This is a genomic window from Actinomycetaceae bacterium MB13-C1-2 (assembly GCA_035621235.1).
Taxonomy (GTDB): Bacteria; Actinomycetota; Actinomycetes; order Actinomycetales; family Actinomycetaceae; genus Scrofimicrobium.
Genome location: CP141731.1, coordinates 638,690 through 659,773, shown reverse-complemented (window position 1 = coordinate 659,773; position 21,084 = coordinate 638,690). Strand labels below are relative to the sequence as shown.

Annotated in this window: 18 protein-coding genes; 11 read left to right on the top strand and 7 right to left on the bottom strand. The window is 58.4% G+C overall.

Annotation, left to right across the window (positions count from 1 at the left end; all coding sequences use genetic code 11):
• Positions 1-65 precede the first annotated feature (65 nt).
• Positions 66-2,285, top strand: coding sequence for a (Fe-S)-binding protein (locus U6G28_02930; GenBank protein WRS30659.1), 2,220 nt, complete (start codon positions 66-68; stop codon positions 2,283-2,285).
• Here U6G28_02930 and U6G28_02925 read toward each other — a convergent pair.
• Positions 2,215-3,378, bottom strand: coding sequence for a hypothetical protein (locus tag U6G28_02925; GenBank protein ID WRS30658.1), 1,164 nt, complete (start codon positions 3,376-3,378; stop codon positions 2,215-2,217). The two genes, U6G28_02930 and U6G28_02925, sit on opposite strands and share 71 nt — an antisense overlap.
• A 6-nt stretch (positions 3,379-3,384) precedes the next feature.
• Positions 3,385-3,990 carry a dCTP deaminase gene (gene dcd, locus U6G28_02920; protein ID WRS30657.1) on the bottom strand — a complete coding sequence of 202 codons (606 nt, stop codon included), beginning with the start codon at positions 3,988-3,990 and terminating at the stop codon, positions 3,385-3,387.
• Between the two features lie 321 nt (positions 3,991-4,311).
• On the opposite strand from dcd, the gene U6G28_02915 reads away from it, so the two are divergent.
• The 4 genes from U6G28_02915 to U6G28_02900 all read left to right on the top strand — a co-directional run bounded on the left by U6G28_02915 (position 4,312) and on the right by U6G28_02900 (position 9,163).
• Entirely contained in the window at positions 4,312-6,144 is a 1,833-nt protein-coding gene (locus U6G28_02915; protein WRS30656.1) for a glycerophosphoryl diester phosphodiesterase membrane domain-containing protein, read from the top strand.
• A 17-nt stretch (positions 6,145-6,161) separates the two neighbouring features.
• Entirely contained in the window at positions 6,162-7,337 is a 1,176-nt protein-coding gene (locus U6G28_02910) for a class I SAM-dependent methyltransferase (protein WRS30655.1), read from the top strand.
• A 220-nt stretch (positions 7,338-7,557) separates the two neighbouring features.
• Positions 7,558-8,256, top strand: coding sequence for an N-acetylmannosamine-6-phosphate 2-epimerase (locus U6G28_02905; GenBank protein ID WRS30654.1), 699 nt, complete (start codon positions 7,558-7,560; stop codon positions 8,254-8,256).
• Positions 8,257-8,260: 4 nt separating this feature from the next.
• Positions 8,261-9,163, top strand: a complete 903-nt coding sequence (locus U6G28_02900; protein WRS30653.1) for an ROK family protein — start codon at positions 8,261-8,263, stop codon at positions 9,161-9,163.
• Between the two features lies 1 nt (position 9,164).
• Here the strand turns inward: U6G28_02900 and U6G28_02895 are convergent, their stop codons facing one another.
• Positions 9,165-9,572 carry a rhodanese-like domain-containing protein gene (locus U6G28_02895; GenBank protein WRS30652.1) on the bottom strand — a complete coding sequence of 136 codons (408 nt, stop codon included), beginning with the start codon at positions 9,570-9,572 and terminating at the stop codon, positions 9,165-9,167.
• 27 nt (positions 9,573-9,599) lie between these two features.
• Positions 9,600-10,214, bottom strand: a complete 615-nt coding sequence (locus U6G28_02890) for a DUF4395 domain-containing protein (protein ID WRS30651.1) — start codon at positions 10,212-10,214, stop codon at positions 9,600-9,602.
• A gap of 472 nt (positions 10,215-10,686) precedes the next feature.
• On the opposite strand from U6G28_02890, the gene U6G28_02885 reads away from it, so the two are divergent.
• Together U6G28_02885 and U6G28_02880 are read left to right on the top strand one after the other, a co-directional pair.
• Positions 10,687-12,651, top strand: coding sequence for a dynamin family protein (locus U6G28_02885; GenBank protein ID WRS30650.1), 1,965 nt, complete (start codon positions 10,687-10,689; stop codon positions 12,649-12,651).
• Positions 12,651-14,411 carry a GTPase gene (locus U6G28_02880; protein WRS30649.1) on the top strand — a complete coding sequence of 587 codons (1,761 nt, stop codon included), beginning with the start codon at positions 12,651-12,653 and terminating at the stop codon, positions 14,409-14,411. Before U6G28_02885 ends, U6G28_02880 begins: the two co-directional genes overlap by 1 nt.
• A gap of 259 nt (positions 14,412-14,670) precedes the next feature.
• Here U6G28_02880 and U6G28_02875 read toward each other — a convergent pair whose 3' ends face one another.
• A complete protein-coding gene (locus U6G28_02875; GenBank protein ID WRS31180.1) occupies positions 14,671-14,853 on the bottom strand; it encodes a type II toxin-antitoxin system ParD family antitoxin in 183 nt (60 codons plus the stop codon).
• 183 nt (positions 14,854-15,036) lie between these two features.
• Here U6G28_02875 and U6G28_02870 point away from each other — a divergent pair, with 183 nt between their 5' ends.
• The 4 genes from U6G28_02870 to U6G28_02855 all read left to right on the top strand — a co-directional run bounded on the left by U6G28_02870 (position 15,037) and on the right by U6G28_02855 (position 18,343).
• The gene (locus U6G28_02870) at positions 15,037-15,507 is read left to right on the top strand and encodes a GNAT family protein (GenBank protein ID WRS31179.1); all 471 of its coding nucleotides are present in this window, start codon (positions 15,037-15,039) and stop codon (positions 15,505-15,507) included.
• Positions 15,508-15,918: 411 nt separating this feature from the next.
• Entirely contained in the window at positions 15,919-17,091 is a 1,173-nt protein-coding gene (locus tag U6G28_02865; protein ID WRS30648.1) for a CE1758 family FMN-dependent luciferase-like monooxygenase, read from the top strand.
• Between the two features lie 2 nt (positions 17,092-17,093).
• The gene (locus U6G28_02860) at positions 17,094-17,573 is read left to right on the top strand and encodes a MarR family transcriptional regulator (protein ID WRS30647.1); all 480 of its coding nucleotides are present in this window, start codon (positions 17,094-17,096) and stop codon (positions 17,571-17,573) included.
• 92 nt (positions 17,574-17,665) lie between these two features.
• Complete coding sequence (locus tag U6G28_02855; GenBank protein ID WRS30646.1) at positions 17,666-18,343, top strand: CE1759 family FMN reductase; 678 nt, start codon at positions 17,666-17,668, stop codon at positions 18,341-18,343.
• A gap of 318 nt (positions 18,344-18,661) precedes the next feature.
• Here U6G28_02855 and U6G28_02850 read toward each other — a convergent pair whose 3' ends face one another.
• Both U6G28_02850 and U6G28_02845 read right to left on the bottom strand, forming a co-directional pair.
• Complete coding sequence (locus U6G28_02850) at positions 18,662-19,381, bottom strand: ABC transporter ATP-binding protein (GenBank protein ID WRS30645.1); 720 nt, start codon at positions 19,379-19,381, stop codon at positions 18,662-18,664.
• Entirely contained in the window at positions 19,378-21,084 is a 1,707-nt protein-coding gene (locus U6G28_02845; protein WRS30644.1) for an iron ABC transporter permease, read from the bottom strand. Before U6G28_02845 ends, U6G28_02850 begins: the two co-directional genes overlap by 4 nt.

The following is a 21,084-nucleotide window of genomic DNA, read 5'->3' as shown; positions in this document are numbered from 1 at the left end:
CGCGAGAAGTCTCTCGACCCTGGCGTAGGGTCTATGGTGCAGCGTCGAACAAGGATCGGAGGAGCATGGCACAACCGGCAGTCTTAGTCCCGTGCGCCATGGCAGTCGCGGTCCTTACCGTTGTCGGAGTCTCTCTGTTTGTCCGTGGAATCATCAGGATGGTCCGCCTGATTGCGGAGGGTGCCCCAGAGTCGGGAAGGTTCTCCCCACTGGGTCGACGTGTTTGGATGGCCGTCGAAGTGACCCTGCTTCATTCAACTTTCAAGGGTCGTCCGCTGGTGCGCGCCGCTCACTGGATGGTGATGGTTTCCTTTGTTGCACTGATCCTCACCCTAGTTACCTCTTACGGTCAGGTATTTGATCCACTCTTCTCGCTTCCGCTCATCGGACACACCGCGTGGTGGGGCTGGTTCACAGAGATCATGGCGGCCTTGGGGCTACTGGCGATCCTCGCCCTAATAGCTGTTCGACTAATCATTAATGCCCGACATCGGAATGATCCGAGGGCGTCCCGCTTTTTTGGTTCGACGCGGTGGCAGGCGAAACTTGTTGAAGCCACGGTGGCCGTCGTTTGTGCAGCGGTATTGATAGGCCATGCCATCACATATGCGGTGCTCACGGTCACTGCGAACTCGGCTCCATCGGCGATGCGATTCCCTCTTACGGCCTGGCTCGGCTCGTGGATGGTGGGTGCGTCTGTTACGACGCTTGCCAACTGGTTGACAGTCGTGGCAACGATAAAGATCTCTATGTCCATGGTCTGGATGATCATTACCGGGATTGACGTTGCAATGGGAATCTCGTGGCATCGGTTCTTGGCCCCGGTGAATATCATGACCACGCGAAACGCTGACGGGTCTAAGGCGCTTGGAGCTCTTTCGCTCCCGCTGGTAGACGGCGATCCTTCAGACGATCTGGAACAGGCGGCGGAAGAGAACCCAGACCTAGTAATCGGCCTAGGCTCTACTTCGGACCTGACGTGGAAGGACCGACTGGACGTTCTCTCCTGTACCGAATGCGGTAGGTGTCAAGATCTCTGCCCCGCTTGGAACACGGAGAAACCTCTGTCACCGAAACTACTGGTCATGGCCATGAGGGACAGTGTCGTCTCCGCTGCGGATATGACGATGCCAGGGCAGGCTCTACCAGACACGGTAGACGTGCTTGGTGCATTGTCCTCATCCGGGGCTACCGGCCCCGAGGGAGTGGCGGCAGGCGGAGGGAGCCTGGTTCCCGGCGTGATCACACCCGAGGTCCTGTGGGACTGCACTATGTGCGGGGCCTGTGTTGACCAGTGTCCCGTAGACATCGATCACATAGACCACATCAGTAACCTGCGTCGTTACCAGTTTTTAATGGAGTCCGCTTTTCCTCGCGAACTTAGTCGACCGATGCGGGCGATGGAGACGAAGCAGAATCCATACAATCAGTCGGCAAGGAAACGTCTTGATTGGGCTAAGAACCTCGACTTTGACGTCACTGTCATTGGAGAGGACACCCCGGACGCAACTGAACTCGACTACCTGTTCTGGGTCGGTTGTGCCGGGGCGTATGACGAGAAGGCCAAGAAGACGACCGCCGCAGTAGCCGAGCTATTGCATGTCGCGGGCGTTAGTTTTGGGGTTCTTGGTTCTGCCGAAGGCTGTACGGGTGATCCTGCGCGTCGGGCCGGTAACGAGGTCCTCTTCCAACTCCTAGCACGCGCCTCAATCGACACTCTGAACGAGGTAAAGGCACAGCGCATTGTTGTCACCTGCGCGCATTGTTTTAACTCGGTCGCCAATGAGTTTCCTCAGTTGGGCGGCAAGTTCGAGGTTATTCACCACACCCAGCTGCTCAATCGACTTCTGCGCGAAGGTAAGCTCACTCCGATGCCAGCACCTGAAGCGGAACGACGCAAGATCACGTATCACGACCCGTGTTTCCTCGGTCGGCACAACGGTGTCTTTGAGGCACCACGTGAACTTCTTGGGGGAATCCCCGAGCTGGAGCTGGTCGAAATGGGACAGAATCGCGAGCGTGCGATGTGCTGCGGTGCAGGCGGGGCACACGCGTGGATGGAGGAGTCCTCGCAGGGACCACGAATCGCGTCAGTTCGCATGGGTCAGGCGCAAGAAACGGGTGCGACCACCATTGCGACGGCCTGTCCGTTCTGCACGCAGATGCTCGGTTCAGCTCCTACTTCAGTGAGGGGAAGCGAAAGGGACATCGAGGTTAAGGACGTGGCTCTTCTTCTTCTAGAGGGGGTACATCGAGACCAACAAGGAACTGGTCCTCGTCAATAATCGCGGCGCCTCCGCGCACGGCAGAGTCCAGTTCGTGAGCCAGTAGAGCGGCTGCAGTCTCGATTCCTCTGGCCGCCCGATTTCGCTCAAGTCGTCCTGAACGGGTCGGCGCGGTATCAAGGTCGAAGAGTTCGGGAGGTCGGACCCAGACGATCTCGTATACGTACATTTTCTCTTTTGCCCACATTTCCCACCGCAACGCTCGCGGCGGAGTAGTCTCCATCCGAACGCCGACAATAATCTGCGACTTGGACCCGACGGGTGCCATGAGGGCAAACGGGCTCCCCGTTTCAGTTGGTTCCGGTCCGGGGTTCCAGACTCCTGGAAAATACGGGCTGAGCAGAGTCTCCATTTCTTCCAGCGGCATCCAGGAGTTGGAGTAGACCCGCAGATTGATTGATGATCCGCTACTGGGTCGCAGCACAGCGCCGCTGCCATAGATTCGTATGGCTCCGTCTAGTCGTCTGCAGACTCTTTGGAGGAAGTCCAGCGTTCTTTCCTCGGGACCTACGGGCATTCCACTCGGAAATGCTCGGGCAATCTCGCTAAAGGACAGAACCTGTTCGTTCGGCTTGGCACCGCGCATAGCCGGGGTTCGAACCAGATAGACCTGAGAGGTGGGAATATCAGCGGGGAGGCCCAGCTTCTTGGCCGCTTCAGCGGGGATTGACCAGGGGCCCTCAAGGCTCGAGCCATGGCTAAGTTGGAGGCTTCCGGGACTGAGCCATCCGGCCTCGTTCCAAACAGAGACCGCCAGGGCCTCAATCTCGGCAGGAAGAACATGGTCCGACACCAGTAGAAGATGGTGACTTTCTGCTTCTGAATAATCCAACTCTCCCAAGTGAACGGGGGTCTCGGTCGAGAGAGGAAGGGGAGCTAAAGAGTCCAGTACCAGCGCTCCCGTCATGTCGATACTGAAGCTCCCTGTCTCATCGCCGACTGCTGCGAGAGTGTCGACTGATGAAGCGACGAGCGGGTTCGTGTCGAGGGATCTGGTGGCGATTCGATCAAGAACAGACTTGCGTTTGGGTGCCCCAGGGCGCTTGGAGTTGCCTTCCGCGTTGCGTGATCCGGCGGGATCGGGGGTGCTCATGAGTGGCTACGCTTCCGTGTCTGTCGCGTAGAGATCGATGACCGGGATGCGATTGAAGCGTTCGTGAGAGCGTGATGGGGTTGGCCCACGTTGTCCCTGATAGTGCGATCCAGCTCCGGTACTGCCGTATGGGACCTCGGCGGGGCTCGAAAGAGCGAAGAAGCAGAGCTGCCCGATCTTCATCCCCGGGTAGAGCAGAATCGGCATGGTCGCAGTATTTGATAGCTCGAGTGTTACGTGGCCGTCAAAACCAGGATCGATAAATCCAGCAGTGGAGTGAGTAAGCAGGCCGAGACGTCCCAGCGATGACTTACCTTCGAGTCTGGCCGCGATGTCGTCTCCTAGATGAACGCGTTCGTAGGTTGCCCCGAGCACGAACTCTCCCGGGTGGAGCACAAACGGTTCGTCGCCGGATGCTTCGACCTGTCTTGTAAGTTTCGGCTGAGCCGCTGCCGGATCGATCACGGAGTAGCGGTGGTTGTCGAATAGCCTGAAGAATCGGTCGAGACGCACATCGATACTTGCGGGTTGTACCAGGTCGAGATCGAGAGGCGTGAGCTCGATACGGCCTGATTCGATTGAGGAGCGAATGTCACGATCACTGAGGAGCATATCTGTATCTTCCCACGACAAGCGATGTCTGTAGCTAGGGTTGTGCCCTCTAGTGTCCTGTGCCGCAAATTCTTCCCCATCTCATGGGTCGAGCCAGCATCTGCGAGCCAGCATCTGTAGGTGGCGCCGTCGTCTGACTTACCCTTGGTTAGTTTTTAGCCGCCTGTATTGTGATGCGCCGACTCTGCGCGCAATCTAGGAAACGAATTTGCAACGCAGGACACCGGAGACGAAGTAGCGAAACGTCTCCAATGAGTTGCGGTGGAAGAGTTGAACTTTTCCAATAGATTGGTGAGACAATCCCCTGATATGGGAGAGCAAATGAACGCACTAGCGCCCGAGGTGGCTACCGCTCGGAGCCAGGACCCGGGCCCCTTCAATTTGCTCGGTCAGGCCTGGGTAAGGATTCGGGCAGTATCCGGTCGCCTGCTGTTACTGATCGTCATTGCGCAACTGGTTATTACCGTGGTTGCGTCACCTCTGGTGGCCTGGATATTCCGTGAGGCGTTGCGCGCCAACGGTATGTACGCACTTGACACAAACACCTTTTCAGTCGGGTGGGGCTTCGGTCTAACGGTCATCTTACTGATGCTTATCCTGCTAGTAGTTATGTGGCTGCTCGTCGCCGAGTTCAGCGCCATCGTGATCCTTCTACATCGACCTAGCTACTCGGCAGGAGAGCTTTTTTCGGCGCTGGGTCAGGTTATGAAGAAGGCCTTACGTCCGAAGTCGTGGTTCATGATCCTCTATCTGCTTGTGCTACTGCCTCTATCGGGTTTCGGATTTGTCTCGGGCATGTTGCATGGGGTTCAGGTCCCCAACTTCATCACGGGCGAGCTTGAGAAGGAGCCGCTGTATGCGACGCTCTTGACGGTCGCCTATATTCTGCTTGCCTACGTGAACTTGCGACTGAGTTTAACTATGCCGATCTTCGCGCTTACCGACCGGACAGGAAACGCCGCGCTGAAAGAGAGCTGGGCAAAAACGCGAGGTGTCAAACCCTGGACTATCCTTGTGGCGGTCTTTCTATTGGTTGCGGCGGCCGGCTTGTTTTTCGCGGCCCTCTTCTACATCTGCCTTGCTCCGACTGCGATTGCGGATACGATCGCGCCGGGGGCTTCATGGATTATGGCCGCACTAGGACTCGGCGTTGCTCACGTCGCCTCCATGCTGGCCATCGGGCTAACGGTTGCATTCCTCGCCGGTCTGCTCGTCTACTACGCAGAAGTAAACCGGCTCGTGCCTTCCGCAGGGAAGGCCGACACCGGTGATCTTAGGGGGCGAAAACCGCGAATCATCGCGGTATCGAGTTTAGTGATCGCATGTGTTGTTAGCGGGGTCCTGAGTCTGCCTTCACTGCAGAACGTGGCTGATCACCCTGAGACTCTGGTGCTCGCCCATCGGGGATGGACTGCGGGTGGAGTCGAGAACTCGATCGAGGCTCTGGAAGCGGCCGCAGAGCTTGACGTGGACTTCGTTGAGTTTGACACTATGCGGACTGCCGACGGAAAGTACGTGGTGATCCACGATCCCGCGCTTGGTCGTCTGGCCGGGATAAATAAGAGCGTAAAAGACATGACGCTTGAAGAACTAACATCCACCCAGATCCATGACGAGGCGGGACACACTTCCACGATCCCGGAACTCGTCGAATACGTCTCACGAGCAAAAGAACTCGATCAGCCACTACTAATCGAGGTGAAACTCAGCGGGGCGGAGCCAGAAGCCTCTGAGAACATCGCGGACATAGTCGCCCTCCTCGACGAGAATGACCTGCTCGAAGGCAATATGTTCCACAGTCTTGATCATGCTTCAGCGGAGGCAATCAAGACCCAGTTGCCTGACGTTTCTGTCGGCTACATCATGCCGTTTGCGGGGGTAGACGTCCCTGACACCCTCGCTGACTTCCTGGTTCTTGAGGAGTCATCAGCAACAGATGCCATGCACTCCAAGACCGACAGGGCTGGACTGGGTATGTTTGTTTGGACGGTCGAAGATCAGGACGCGATGCGCCTTAGGTTCCGTCAGTCAGCCGATGGCATCATCACTGATCACCCCGACCTAGCGCTGAAAATCCGTGAGGACATGGACAATCAAACAGGGTTGGCCGGTCGGTTGCACGACGTAATGCTTGCATTCATGAAGCCCTTCTAGGGAGGCCACTCGCGACCATGGACAGTGTTGGTTACCTCCTGAGCGCCGAGGGACTGCGGCTGGCCCGCGGGCTTCCCGACTATGATGCTTCGGAGGCCCAGACTCTCTCGAATGAGTTGCGCCAGAAGGGTTACGCACCCGATCTGGTTTCTGCCGCGCTGACCCAACAAAGGCTACGTGGCCGAGCAAGTAGTAAGTTCGGAAATGATGCCGCCTGGATGCTCTTTACAGACGCTGGCTACCAACAGGCTACGCGGCGTGTTGTCGCCGACCTTCACGCCCGACGCTATCGCCGGGCAGGGTGCATGGATGTCCTTGACATGACATCGGGAATTGGCGCCGATTCGATGGCCTTTGCTCGGATGGGGCTGAGGGTGATGTCCGTTGATATTGACGAGGTCACTAGCGCTTGTGCTAGACATAATCTGGCTGGCTTTCCAAACGCGCAGACCTGGTGCGGGGATGCGCTGAGCCTAGATCTGGGCGAGTATGACGGTATCTTTGCGGACCCGGGGCGCAGGTCGGCAAGAGGACGAACTTTCAATCCGAGAGATTACAGTCCGCCCCTTGATCAAATCTTGGAGACACGTCGAATCGTGCCCGCTCTCGGGGTGAAGGTCGCCCCGGGCATCGCGTACGAGGAACTGCCGGAAGACGCCCATGCACAGTGGGTTTCGGTCGACGGCAGTGTCGTCGAGGCAGGGCTGTGGTTCGGGCCGCTAGCGGCCCGCCCGGGCCGAAGTGCGCTGGTGATCGCTGGTGAGAAGGTGACTGAAGTGCTGGCGAGCGAGGACCCTTGTACACCGGCAACGCAACTCCCCGCCCAGGAGCTAGGCCAGTATCTCTACGAACCGGACGGAGCGGTGATCCGAAGTGGTGCTGTGGCGGAGCTGTCACGGCAACTTGACGCATTCCCCGTGTCTGAGGGAATTGCCTATCTGAGCGGAGACGCCCTCGTACAAACGCCGCTTGCCAGCTCCTTCCGGATCATTGATGTTGTTCCGATCAAAAGGGTGCGGGAATATCTGCGAGTTCGGCAGGTGGGGGCGGTCGAGATTCTGAAGCGTGGGATCGACATCGTGCCAGACCAGTTCAGAAAATCTCTGAAGCTGAGGGGGCAAAACTCCGCAACTCTCATCTTGACGCGGCTGATGGGGAAGCACTCCTGCCTGGTCGTTGAACGTGTCGGTTGACGGGCTGTGATGATACGCGAGGTCCATTGACATCAGTGTCGTGTGCCGCAGATTTGCTCGCTATCTCATGTGCAGTACTGGCTCCTCGCGGCGGCACTCTCGCTTGCCTTGCGACTGGCCGACTATGCACGATCTAGGAAACAAGTTTGCGGCGCGGGGCGCTAGGTTCTTGGTTCATACTGGTGACAGCCCCGAAGGAACGAGATTTTGGAGAGCGCGAATGAATGATGAGACCCGGGATGTTCCCGATGTCATAGAGAAACTGGCCGGCGGTCTGGTGGTGTCTTGTCAAGCACTGGACGGAAGCCCGATGCGCGATTCGTACGTTATGGCAAAGGTCGCCGAGGCGGCCTTGATGGGTGGGGCGGTCGGACTGCGGGTCAACGGCCCGGAGGATATTCGCGCCATCAGGAAGGTTTCCGAGGCTCCCGTCATTGGCCTATACAAAACCATGGGGAAGAACAGACTTATCATCACACCCGACTTCAAGAAGGCTGCGGCGCTTGTTGAAGCGGGAGCAAGCATTGTGGCGGTTGATGCGACGAACGAGGTGCTGGGTGAGGACTTCTCCTTGATCTCCAGAATCAGGCGTGAACTTGGTGTTCCCGTCATGGCTGACGTATCAACTGTGGAAGAGGGAATACGGGCTGCGGATGCGGGAGCCGACATGGTCGGCTCGACCCTGTCCGGATACACCCCGGAAACAAGACCGACTCCAGATTTGCCGGATCTAGGTCTTGTCCATGTGCTGGCAGAGCGCGGAATTAGGGTAGTTGCTGAGGGACGCTATCGCACACCTGAGCAAATGAGTCGGGCATTTCAGGCTGGCGCTTACTCGGTGGTGATAGGAGGAGCGATAACAGACCCCCTAAAGACGAGCGCAATCTTTGTTGCCGCGACTCCTCGAATGAACAGCTGAGTCTGTGTTACTCGGAATCGACATCGGCGGGACGAAGACCTCCGGATCCCTGGTTACGGATAAGGGGCAACTTATCGGATCCCCCGTCAAACTTCCTACGCCTGCCGCTCAGGGTGCGGACGCGATCCTTGGGACGGCCGGGAGGGTGGCGCGCGCCCTTCTCGAAGCGACTGATGAGGCGGTGGAGTCGGTCGGGGTTGGCGCTGCGGGAGTGATCGGTCCTGACGGAGTTGTTGTTAGCGCCACTGATCTTCTGTCTGGCTGGACTGGAACAGATATTGCTGGATCGCTGTCTGCTTCACTCGTTTTGCCTGTCCGTGCACTCAACGACGTGCATGCTGCCGCCGTGGGGGAGGCCGCAGTGGGCGCCGGACGAGGATGCCGGCGGGTTCTTGTTGTTGCGGTTGGAACTGGAATCGGTGGCGCGTTTGTGCGCGATGGATTGTTGGATGTGGGTCCGGGAAACGTTGCGGGATCAGTTGGGCATCTGTTTGTTCCGCGTGGTGACGGAAGGCTTTGTTCTTGCGGAGTTGTCGGTCACGCCGAGGCTTACGGAAGCGGCCCGTCGATCGAGAGCATTTACAGGGAATGGGGCGGAGACCTTCTTGATCTACGTCAGATCGAGACCCGAATGCTTGAGGGAGAGAGTCTGGCGTCCCGTGCCGTTGCGCAGGGCGCCGAGGCGCTGGGCCAAGCGTTAGCCGCTGCGGCGAACATGGTTGATCCCGACTGCATCGTCATCGGTGGTGGGGTTGCCAATATGGGCGAACCATATTTGGACATCGTCCGCCGTGTATATCGGAGCTGCGCGCTGCCATCGGCTCGGAGTCTGCCGTTAATCCCGGCCAAACTGGGAGTCAGCGCAGCAATAGTGGGTGCCGCGCTCTGGTCGAGTCAGGTTGGCTGAGTCACTCACCGGTGACGATCGGAGTTCCAGTCTGATCGGCGGCATTCTGTAGCGGGCCGAGGTCGGTCACGTTGGAGAAACCCGCTTGCTCCATAAGTGCCGTAACCTGCCCCGAGCGGTTTCCAGATCGGCAGTACACAATGTATTCGGCATCTGGATCAAGGTTTTCGAGTGCGGCGGGAACCGCTCCGGCATTGAAGTCGATGTTCTGGGCGCCCTCCAGGTGTCCTTCCGCAAACTCCTCCGGGGTACGAACGTCGAGGATAATTACGCTAGATGCGGGAGCGGCCTCTTCACTAATCGGTGTTTCTTTGGTGGTGGCAGCGCCTTCACCGGGCGCTCCTGAGGCACATCCGCCCAGTCCAAGTGCAAGTACGGCAATAGCGAGGGGTACTAGGAAGCGACGCATGAAGTTTCTTTCTTTTGCTTATTGCGGTTATTTGTTCTCTAGAGCGGTGTCTTGGGCGTGCTTTCCTGACACCCCGCAGGTTCCGCCGGGGCAGTACATCGGTTCTTGTCGGCTAAAGAGTGTCTGTAGCTTGCAGCCGACACAAATCCCGAAGGCAGATTCGAGGAAGAGTAGGGTCACGCACACCCCACAGATAGCCATCGTCACCCAGAACGGAGCAGAAAGAAAGCCCATTGTTACGCAGGATATCGCTGCTATAAGTAGACCCATCCACCAGGCGAACTCTTTTTGGGGAGCTCCGACCCATTCGGCCTGCTGGCCGCGAACTGCCAGGCGTCCCAGGGCCATTGTCGGCGACCAGCGATCACCGGCAATCAGTCGGATTGCCATGTCAGCCATGAAGAGCATTCCGAATGGCTTCAGTGCGGCCGCATTCGCTGTGTGTAGCGCCTCTGAATAAGCAAGGATGCCGACCAGGAACAAAATCCCGGCTGCTGCCCGGGCAGCGCGTTCGTTTATCACCGGGATCTGGTAGCCCGAAATGATCCTGCCAACGGTGGGGGCAGAGGCCGGTTCGGTCGTCATCTGTTGGTTGGGGATGACATTATCGGCGGCATTTGCAGCGCTGGCTGTCCGGGACACCGGCGAGCGCTTGCTCGATGTGCTGGCCGCAACCATCCCAGGTGGTCTTTCCGCACTTGGGGCAACGAACTTGGTAACACATAACTATGTACTCCTCTTAAGGAAAGAACCTGACCCACTAGATGTTACCCCAGGGGGGTATATAAAAGTCTAGTTTATGCCAGTTTCAGTTCCTGATGAGTTGCCAATCACATAAGGAGATGACACGCCGTAAAACGCGATGGAAATGGCCCCTATCTGATTGGCAAACCACGGAAACCAAGGTTCCGTGGCGTGAATTTGAGGTCTCGGCGAACAAATCGCCACCCGCACCGCAGTTTCCGGCTTTTCCTCCCACAGAGGAGACTTCCCGGGCGGGGCGCGGGGCGGGTTTCCTCGGATCTAGCTGGCAATCTGAGGTTGAGTGCGTCAGTGTGGTCAGAGAACCCGGCGAAACAATCGCTGAAACGTGTTTATGCGGCAATATAGGACCATGGTCGAGTCCATTATTGGAGACGAGGCAGAAGCCCTCGCTATTTCGGGACTTGTCGCTGCAGTCGACGGAGTTCGAGGACGGCTGGCAGCCGTAACTCTTCCCCTCGAAGGGGCGGGGGTCTCGTCCGCCCGCATTCGTCGCCAACAGATCATCGCCCAGATCGACGATTACCTACTGCCACGCTTGCGGAGCGAGGGGGCGCCGTTGCTGGTGGTAGTCGGCGGCTCAACTGGGGCTGGCAAATCCACTCTTGTGAACTCGCTACTCGGTGAACCGCTGACGACTCCCGGAGTTCTTCGTCCCACAACACGTTCACCCGTTCTTGTCTATCATCCGGCTGACAGTCCCTGGTTTGCGCCCGAAAGAATCCTGCCGAACCTCGCTCGAGTCTCTACCTCTCGCGCCCAGGATGACCTAGGTGGGGTGCACGAGGGAGCCGTCCCCGTCGGTGTTCGTGCACTACGACTGGCACCATTCGCGGGTATGCCGCCTGGATTGGCGCTGTTGGACGCCCCCGACATTGACTCGGTCGAGGAGGGCAACAGACAACTTGCCACGCAACTCCTGGCAGCTGCCGACCTATGGCTGTTCGTCACCACGGCGGCTCGTTACGCGGACGCGGTGCCCTGGGAGTTACTGCGGGAGGCGGCGGATAGACACGCCCAGGTTGCTCTGGTGGTTGACCGAGTAGATCCCGGAGCCGAGGCGGTCGTTGCCGATTTGCGTCGCATGATGGACCAGAACGGACTGAAGGACGCACCGCTCTTCGCCGTGCCAGAGAGCGACCTTGACGACCAAGGGATGCTTCCCGCGCTCACGGTTGCTGAGGTGGCAGGCTGGCTTACGGATTTGGGCGGAAATCCGGCGGCGCGCGCTGGCGTTGCGATGGCTACCCGTGACGGCGTGATCGGTGATCTGACCTCGTCTGTTCGCGAAATCGCGGTGGCCGCGGACGGACAGGCCGAGTCTGCTCGGCGACTTGAGGACACTGTGCGTGGCGCCTACAAGGACGCATTGTCGCGGATTGAGCAGTCGACCTCCGACGGGGCGATGCTCCGCGGTGAGGTACTGACCCGGTGGCAGGACTTCGTTGGTGCCAGTGATTTGATGCGATCCATCGAACGAGGAGTTAGCAGCGTTCGTGACAGGATCACGGGCTTCTTCAGGGGCGGCAAGGCTGACATACAGCCCGTGGAGTTAGCCCTTGCGCATGGGCTAGAAGCGGTGACTATTGACGCCATGGAGGGAACTCGGGAACGGGTTCGTTCTGCGTGGCGCAGCGATCCTGCAGGCTCCGGGTTGCTCGCCCACTCAAATGCGACGGCGGGCATAACTGGGGTTGATACCTCCGAGATGCGAGCCGCCGTGGCGGAGCAGATCAGACTGTGGCAGGACGACGTGCTTGAAATAGTTTCGACCCAGGGAGCAAGTAAGCGCGGACTCGCGCGGGGCTTGAGCTACGGGGTCAACGCGTTATCCGTTGCGTTGATGCTGGTCGTGTTTGGAGCTACCGGTGGTCTAACAGGGGTTGAATTAGGGATTGCGGGAGGCACTGCGGTACTCGCGCAAAAGATGCTTGAAGCCGTGTTCGGTGATGACGCGGTGCGAAAGTTGACTACTGAGGCGTCCGCGAAACTGAATCAGCGGTTGAGCGGTCTGCTTGAGGCGGATGCATCGGTCCTGATGAATATGGTTGAAGCGCTGGGTATCTCGGATCGGGCTGGTGATGAGTTACGCGTAGCCGCGGATCAGCTTGCTCGGGCAGATGCAGCGGAAAGTGCCGCAAGAGAGGCGAGCCCAGTAGTCTTGTCCGTGTCCCCGGCACCTTTGTTGCGTGGGGCGGAGTTGAGGGGAACACTCCCGACGTGGTCGAGGCAAGAAGCATCGCCCGAACCTTCTGCAAGCGAGAAGGTCAACAAGAAGACTCCGTTTTGGAGGCGAGTTTTCGGGGGAACAGGGTAATGGCTCGTCCGACGCTTGACGCTCGAATCCACGCGCTAGGAGTCGCGATCGACGCGTGTGAGGGAAGGCTTCCAACTGAGGTTCTATTGCCGGCCCAGGAGATATTGTCGCGGGTCGAAGAGCGATCACAAATGTCGGCGGAGCACACGGTTGTTGCGCTTGCCGGGGCAACCGGGGCGGGGAAATCTGCGATCTTCAACCGGCTAGTGGGGGTTGATATCGCCGTAACGGGGCAACAGCGTCCGACGACGGCATATCCGATGGCTGCGGTTGCTGAGAATACTGATATTGCCGCGGGATCGGATCCGCTTCTTGAGTGGCTTGAGGTTAAGGACCGGTACGAGATACCGGTAACCAGGGAGCATCCGAGTGGTCTGATTCTTTTGGATCTGCCGGACCACGACTCGGTCGTGGCCGAACATCGGTTCCGTGCCGATCGAGTTACGGAACGGTCCGATTTACTGATCTGGGTGACGAATCCGCAGAAGTACGCGGACGGGGTGTTGCATAACGAATACCTCTCCGAGTTGATCGGTCACGATGAAACAGTGTTGGTTCTGCTGAATCAGATCGACCGTTTGGGGGCCTCAGAGACTCGGGCAGTCGTGGCGGACTTGGAACGGCTGGTTCGTTCGGATGGGCTGAAGGCCAAGGTTCTTGGAGTTTCAGCGATCACGGGGCAGGGACTGGACGAGGTTCAGGGTCTGATTTCGCGGGCGGTAACCAAACGCGAGGCTGTGACTTCGCGGGAGACCGCCGATGTGAGAGCGGCGGGTCAGAGCCTCATGGACTCGATTCCAAGAGACCTGTCCTCGGATGCGGGGTTGAAGAAGGCTCGAACCGCGCTAATGGCAACCCTAGATGACGCGGCTGGAGTTCCATTGGTTGTGGAGGCGGTGAAGAAATCGGCTGTACGTGACGCTGTGGGTAAGACGGGTTGGCCGCCGGTCCGATGGATCCGAAGACTTAGGACGGACCCGCTGCGGGCACTCGGGCTTAGGAGTGGTTCGGAAGCACGAGGTCACGGCGCGGACTCTGCGTCTGAGGCGAAAGGGGTATTGACTGACACGTCCTCGACCAGGCGGCAGGCGGGGCTATCGCCGGCAAGCAGCGCTTCGTCCTCTGGTGCTATAGGTCGCTTGAATCCTAGTGGGGTCAACGCTGGGTCCGGCGAGTTGATACGTAGTTCGCTCCCGTCGGCATCCCCGGCGGTCAAGGCTCGGGTTGCCTCGGCAACTCGCGCTTACGTTAAGGCAGCTTCAGCCTCGTTGCCCCCGCTGGCGAGTGAGGGTCTGAATTCTCGGGCGGTGGCGGCGGTCGAGACTATCCCGGACGACCTCGACCGGGCCGTGGTGCGTACAGTTCACGTCAAGCAGCCAGCGTGGTGGAAAGCCGTGGACTTTCTGCAGTGGGTTCTCCTGGTGGTTGCAGTGGCAGGAGGTTTATGGCTGGCGGGCATCGCGCTAATGGACTATCTGCGCGTGCCGATCGAAGGGCTGATTCCCACTCTCGAGGTCGGGGGGCTTGTGATGCCATGGCCGACGCTCTTGCTGTTGGCTGGGACCGCGGCGGGATTGCTATTGGCCTTGATCAGCCGGTTGTTCGCACAGGTCGGGGCGAACCGTCGGGCCTCTCGGGTCGCCAAGCAGCTACGCAAAGGCGTGGAAGCCGTGGCAGAGGTTCAGATCATCGGTCAGGTTGACGCTGAACTGGAGCGAATGGCGGTGGTAAGAAGGGCGGCCAAGATCGCCGCGGAGTGATCTGAGCTTCTGGGTGGCCCCGGTTACGTCCCGGTTGCCCTTCTGACGTCGTGAGATTTATGCGAGGCTGTTCTTGAGCACCCCATATGGGGTGCTCAACCCAGGTGGTCGCAGAGAAAGCAGCGGCTCACTTCGTATCTTCTGGTCCTGCAGTTGCCCTGGGAAATCACGGCGTTCATGGAGCACACGCACGCTCTCGATATGTTCCTCCAGGTCCAGATAGAAAACCAGGTACGGAAACCCATCCTCTGCCCCGTATCTAGTAGCTTGTCTTGTCGACAAGAGGCGAGTTGATCCCGTCCAGGATCTTTTGCCGGAAGATGGCTTCTTCGCGTCGCTCTCGGATCATCTGGCGAATGTACTCGCTCACCGAGGTGTAGGCACCTTCGGTCACCTCATGTTCAACGAACTCTTTGAGGTCGTCGCTAAGAGAGATGTTCATTGTCGCCACGCTCCGATTCTAGGTCGCATGACAATCTTTGTCATAGATCCCGGGGATCAAGGTAGTCTCATTCGATTTCAGAACACCGAGTATGAACCACCACTCTGACGAGTTCGGCTCTGTTGCGCCAGGCTTGCCGCAAATGCACCTCGTGCTACCTACATCTATGCTGGTGCAGTGGAAATGACGGAGTTCTCGTGCCAGTTCGAGCGGATGACGTTGCCTCATGCCCTGGAGATTGCGAACGAGTGGAGGTATCCAGAACCCTTTGACTTCTACAACGCTGACGCGGATCTGGAAGACTATGAAGAGTTCATCAGCCCGAATAGATGGCCTGTTGTGTTTGAGGCATGCTTCCACAACGAAGAGCTTGTCGGATTCTTCAGCGCTAACGTTGAAGACTTGGTAGCAGAACTCGGGGTAGGGCTACGCCCCGATCTGACGGGGTGGGGGCGAGGGTTCATTGAGTCGTCGTTGTCACGTCTTCTGGAACTGGAGCCTCACTTGGAACAGGTGACGCTCATGGTTGCTGAGTTCAATGAACGAGCCATACGAACTTACAAACGTTGTGGGTTCGAGATCACTGGGACCCACAAGCAAGAGACCAACGGCGGCGAATACCAGTTCGTGGATATGCGCCTACCCCTCAGGTGAAAACTCGCTCGGGGTTTGCTAGACAACTCCGCCCGGAACGGATCGCGGACCCTAAACGTCACGTGACCTAGATGAGTGGCCTCGTGAATGAGGATCGCACTCGTCCATGCCAACGCCAGCCGCGGCCGCGTTGTGAGTGTCCTCGTGAATGAGGATCGCACGCTTAGGAGTCTTTGGGTAGATCCCCGCTTTGTGCGTAGTTCCTACACCTGCCACTGTGAACAAAAGCGACTACATCACAAATATATATGCAAACGCATCTAATGCCACTAGGATTGCTTTCAGAAGGCGTCCATTCTCTATCGGAGCTCAGCGAGATGCGGATAGGTGGCAGGACGCAAGCAAAAGGCGGCGCTTGCCAGCAGGAGGCTTGGAGCCTCGCTCTGAGAGTGTTCGCGATAAGGAGCAACCATGGAATTCGGAATCTTCTCCGTCAGTGACGTCACCCGCGATCCCACCACGGGTCAAACCCCCAGTGAAGCAGAGCGGATAGATGCCCTTGTCACCATTGCGAAGCACGCAGAAGAGGTTGGCCTCGATGTCTTTGCCATCGGTGAGCATCACAACCCACCCTTTTTCTCCTCAAGCCCGACAACGTTTCTTTCATACATTGCGGCGCAGACCAAGACACTCAAGCTCAGTACCTCGACCACGCTGATCACCACCAATGACCCGGTGCGTATCGCCGAGGAATACGCCATGCTTCAGCATCTTTCCAAGGGCCGCATGGACCTGATGCTTGGACGAGGTAACACAGTTCCCGTCTACCCCTGGTTCGGTCAGGACATCCGCCAAGCACTGCCCTTGGCACTGGAGAACTACAACCTCCTCCATCGCCTGTGGCGGGAGGACGTAGTTGATTTCGAGGGCCGATTCCGCGCTCCGCTTCAAGGCTTCACCTCGACCCCGCGACCCCTCGATGATGTACCACCTTTCGTCTGGCACGGCTCCATCCGCACTCCAGAGATCGCTGAGCAGGCGGCATTCTACGGTGACGGCTTCTTCTCGAACCACATCTTCGCCCCGTCCGAACACTCACTGCGTTTGGTCAACTTCTACCGCCAACGCTTCGAACACTACGGGCACGGCAAGGCGAAGCAGGCAATCGTCGGTCTTGGCGGGCAGACTTTTCTTGCCAAGCGATCCCAGGACGCAGTCGAAGGGTTCCGCCCCTACTTCAACGAGGCCCCGGTCTACGGCTACGGACCTAGCCTGGAGCGTTTCATCGACCAAACTCCTCTTTCCGTTGGTAGTCCGCAGGAGGTCATCGATAAGACCCTGACGTTCCGTGAGACGTTTGGGGACTACCAACGCCAGATGTTCCTCATTGACCACGCTGGACTCCCGCTGGCGACTGTCCTTGAGCAACTTGACCTGTTGGGAGAGGAGGTTGTTCCCGTCCTGCGCCGTGAACTCGATGCCAAGCGGGACTCTGAGGTTCCCGCGACTGCCCCCAGCCACGCGCAGTTGGTGGAGGCGAAGTATGGCGGCAGTGAACCTCGTCAACCTCGTCCGAATCCGAACAGGGGAGACAACGTAACTGGTGGTTCACCGTACCAGGACACGGAACTGGTTCGGGAGTAGAAATGGCAGAGTACGACCGGACGCAGGTCCGGCTGGCGAGTGAGGCGTGGGAAGCCGTTATGACGGCCCACGCCAAGCTGGTAACCACATTCGCGGCCGAGGGTATGTTCGACGAGGTCAGCATGCGCGAGTACGACGTCCTCTACACGCTCAAGAAGGCGGGCGTTCCGCTGAGGCTAGGGGAGGTGCAGGAGGGAGTTCTGCTTAGCCAACCCGCCCTCTCCCGTCTTGTTGACCGGATGGTCGCGCGTGGTCTGCTGGGACGTTGTGGGGACGAGGAGGATCGACGAGCCGTTCGAATCTCACTTACCGACCAGGGCGCTTCGTTGCAAAGACGCATTGGGAGGGCACACGCCTCCAGCATCGCCAGAGAGTTGTACGCGGCCCTGACCCCTGAGGAAACGGAACAGTTACTGACCCTAGCCGCAAAGTTAGGGGGCAGTGGTGATCAAACAGATAGATCGACAAGAAGGTCAAAGTAAGCCGATAGAGACTGCTGCGCCCTGTGCTAGAGCTTCAGAGCGTTTCACCTATGGATCAGCGCCGCATATATGGAGTAATGAGGAGTCATCCTATGTCTGACAACAAGAGTCTGGTCGTTGTCTCTGCAGGCGCCAGCGATCCCTCAAGCACGGCGATGCTTTCTGGCCGTGCCGCAGACCGGGTCCGTGAAATAGGGGCGCGGCGCGGTGTTGAGTTCCGGACAACAGGCATTGAGATCAGAGCCCTCGCCCACGACATCGCAGATGCGCTTGTCACGCAGTCAGTTTCGGACGGGCTTCAGGTGGCTCTCGACGCGGTGCGGGACGCGGATGGTCTGATTGTGTCGACGCCTGTTTACAAAGCAGGACCAAGCGGACTTCTCACTGCGTTTTTCCAGGTGCTCGACAACGATGTGCTGATTGGAACCCCAACGATTCTCGCGGCCACTGCGGGGACAAGACGGCATGCTCTGGTTGTGGATGAGCAGTTACGAGGGCTCTTCGCCTACATGCGTGCGATGACTGTTCCGACGGCCCTGTTTGCAGCACCCGAAGATTGGGGCAGTGGGTTGAATGAGCGTCTAGACCGCGCCGCAACCGAACTTATTGCTCTGGTAGAAACTGGTTTCCGAAGCGCGGTGCGTGACGCAAATTGGAGCAGCTACCAACACAGCTACGGCAGTGCTGGTGGAACCGAACTGGGAATCGACCTCAACACGGACCTGATGCGACTGGCGACCGGAGGTACAGATCAGGTAGGCCAGAACTAGGGGTTACAGGGCCACTCGGGTGGATGGATATTGCGAGCCCGCTCTCCCGGGACCTATGGCAGGATATCTGCCAAAGTGGCCGCTCTCGTGCCTAGATTCTGTGGTTCCTGAAGGCGAAACAGGCCACTCTGGTGGATATTCGCCCGAGCCGAGCGGGACACGCGCCAAACACAGAGCCACTCTGGCCTATATTCGTGTCTTGGGGTTCCCTGTGAGTGGTTTGAACCGGGGTTATCTGCCAGTGTGGCCAGTTCGGGGTTTGGTTTGGGAGCGCGTCCTAAAGTGGTTCTGGCGAATCTGAAGTGGCCTGCGCGGAACTCATCTGGTCCGGGCCGCCGGAGTAATATTTTCTATTCTTCCCTCGTTCATCCGTGCAATCTGGTCTGCAACAGTCTCGGCTTCTTCTGGGTCGTGGGTCACGTAGACGGCTGTCATATTTCCGTCATGTAGCAGCACACGTAGGTCGTCCGCCAGCCGCTCACGCAAACTGCGGTCAAGGGAGGACAACGGCTCATCGAAAAGCATCAGCCTGGGTGACCTTGCCAGCAGTCGCGCGAGCGCAACCCGCTGTGCCTGTCCCCCCGACAACGAGCCGATGGTTCGTTTCTGATATCCCGGCAGTCCAACCAGTTCGAGGACTTCTGCGACACGTGCGTCTCGAGTCTCGCGGCTCGCTCCCCACTCGGTTCCCTTCAGTCCGTAAGCTACGTTTCCCCCAACATTGCGGTGAGTGAATAGTTGTCCGTCTTGGAACATCATTCCGAAGCCGCGCTCGTGGGTTGGGACGTGGTCGAAGTTTTGCCCATCCCAAGACACCGATCCAGAGCTCAGCGGTTCCAACCCAGCTATCGCGCGAAGCAACGTTGATTTTCCGCACCCTGACGGCCCTAGCAGGGCCAGTGTCTGCCCCGGTTCCAGGTGAAAACTCACGTGATCCACGGCGCGAACTCGCTCACGTCCCAGTCGATACTCGACCGAGACCGAATCGACTGTAAGTCCTGCCCGGCCTGGGGCGTCGGGTAACTGTATCGGTGTCATCTCGTCGGTCCTGAGGTTGAGGGTTGAAGACGCTCGGCCAGTGTCATCACGGTTCCAGCGACAATGGCTAGTATCACCGAGGCGGCTACTGCCATCTCGTAGTTTCCGTCGCCCGGTCTGCCGAGCAGCCGATAGATAACGATCGGCAAAGTAGGACGATCCGGACGAACGAGGAACGAGGTTGCTCCAAACTCGCCAAGTGAGATCGCGAATGACAGACCGGCCGCCAGTCCGACCGAACGTAGCATCAGTGGTCCGTCAACGGTGAGCAGTATCCTGGTCGGACTCGCTCCCAACGTTGCGGCGGCCTGGTGCAGACGTGGATTGATCCCATTCAGAATCGGCAGTACCGACCGCACAACCAGAGGTGTTGCGACCAGTGCCTGCGCGATTGGAATCAAAATTAGCGAAGATCGCAGGTCGAGTGGCGGTCGATCCAGTGAAATTAGGAAGCCAAATCCGACCGTTACCGCGGAAACCCCAAGGGGCATCATCACGAAGGCTCCAAGAAGTCCCATGGCCCGCCTGGCTCCAGAGTTCCTCGGCCTCCGCGATAGGACAAGCGCCAAGGTCACTCCAACCACCACAGCGATTGCTGTGGCATCGACCGCGATCCGTAGAGAGTTTATTGCCGCATCCCAGACGTTTACGGTGAGAGCCTGGCTTCCCCTCGTGCCCAGTGCCACGTAGTTACCGAGTGTCCAAGCGCCATCCTTACGGAAGGAGCGGATGAGCATGGTCGCGAGCGGCAGAAGAATTAAAGTGCCGGTCAGCAGGGCGATACCTGTGCAGACCCGATCGAGGGCACTGCCGCCTTTTCCGAGTCTCAACCGTGGCGCAGGGACTGTTCCGTCTGCCAGTGCAAGCGGAGGACTCTGCCTCCCCCGCATCAAGGACGAGAGCCAGAAAACCAGAATAACCACCCCGAACTGAACGATACTGAGCACCGCAGCAGTCTTCAGGTCCAGGAACTGAGTGGTCTGGAGCCATATTTCCACCTCAATTGTCGCGAACTGCGAGCCGCCGATCACCAAAACCACTCCGAAGGCCGTCGCGCAGAACAGGAAGACCACGACCGCCGCCGAACCGATGACCGGAAACAACGCTGGCAAAGTGACAGTAAGAGCCGCTCGCAGGGGAGATGCTCCCAAAGTCTGTGCCGCCTGTTCCGCCCTGGGATCCAGCGATTCCCAGACGGTTCCGACCATCCGAACTACCAAACCAACGTTGAAGAAAACGAGGGCCAGCAGAATCGCCATTAGCGTTCGGTCCCACCCCAGGAATCCCAATGGGCCGTGAGGAGCAAGTAGAGCGCGGAACGCGACACCTACCACGACGGCCGGAAGCACGAAAGGCACCAGTAGCAGGCTCCTGAGAAACTTCCTGCCCGGGAATGATCTTCGATAAAGAACGAACGCGGTTGGGATCGATAGTGCTACTGAGACCCCGGTTCCAACCGTCGCTTGGACGAGGGTATTGCCGATTACACGCAGCGTTCGCGGGCGCGAGAGAACCTCGCCTATGGCGCCGAAGTCAAGTGATCCACCCTCAAACAGTCCTCGTCCCACTATGGTCAGAACCGGGTAGGCGAAGAACACCACCAGGAACACCACAGGCACGGCGAGAACGAGTAGCCAAACGGCCACCCGCAAGGGACTTGTCCGGCTACGACGGGGCATCGCAGCCGGAGTCGGATCACTCAT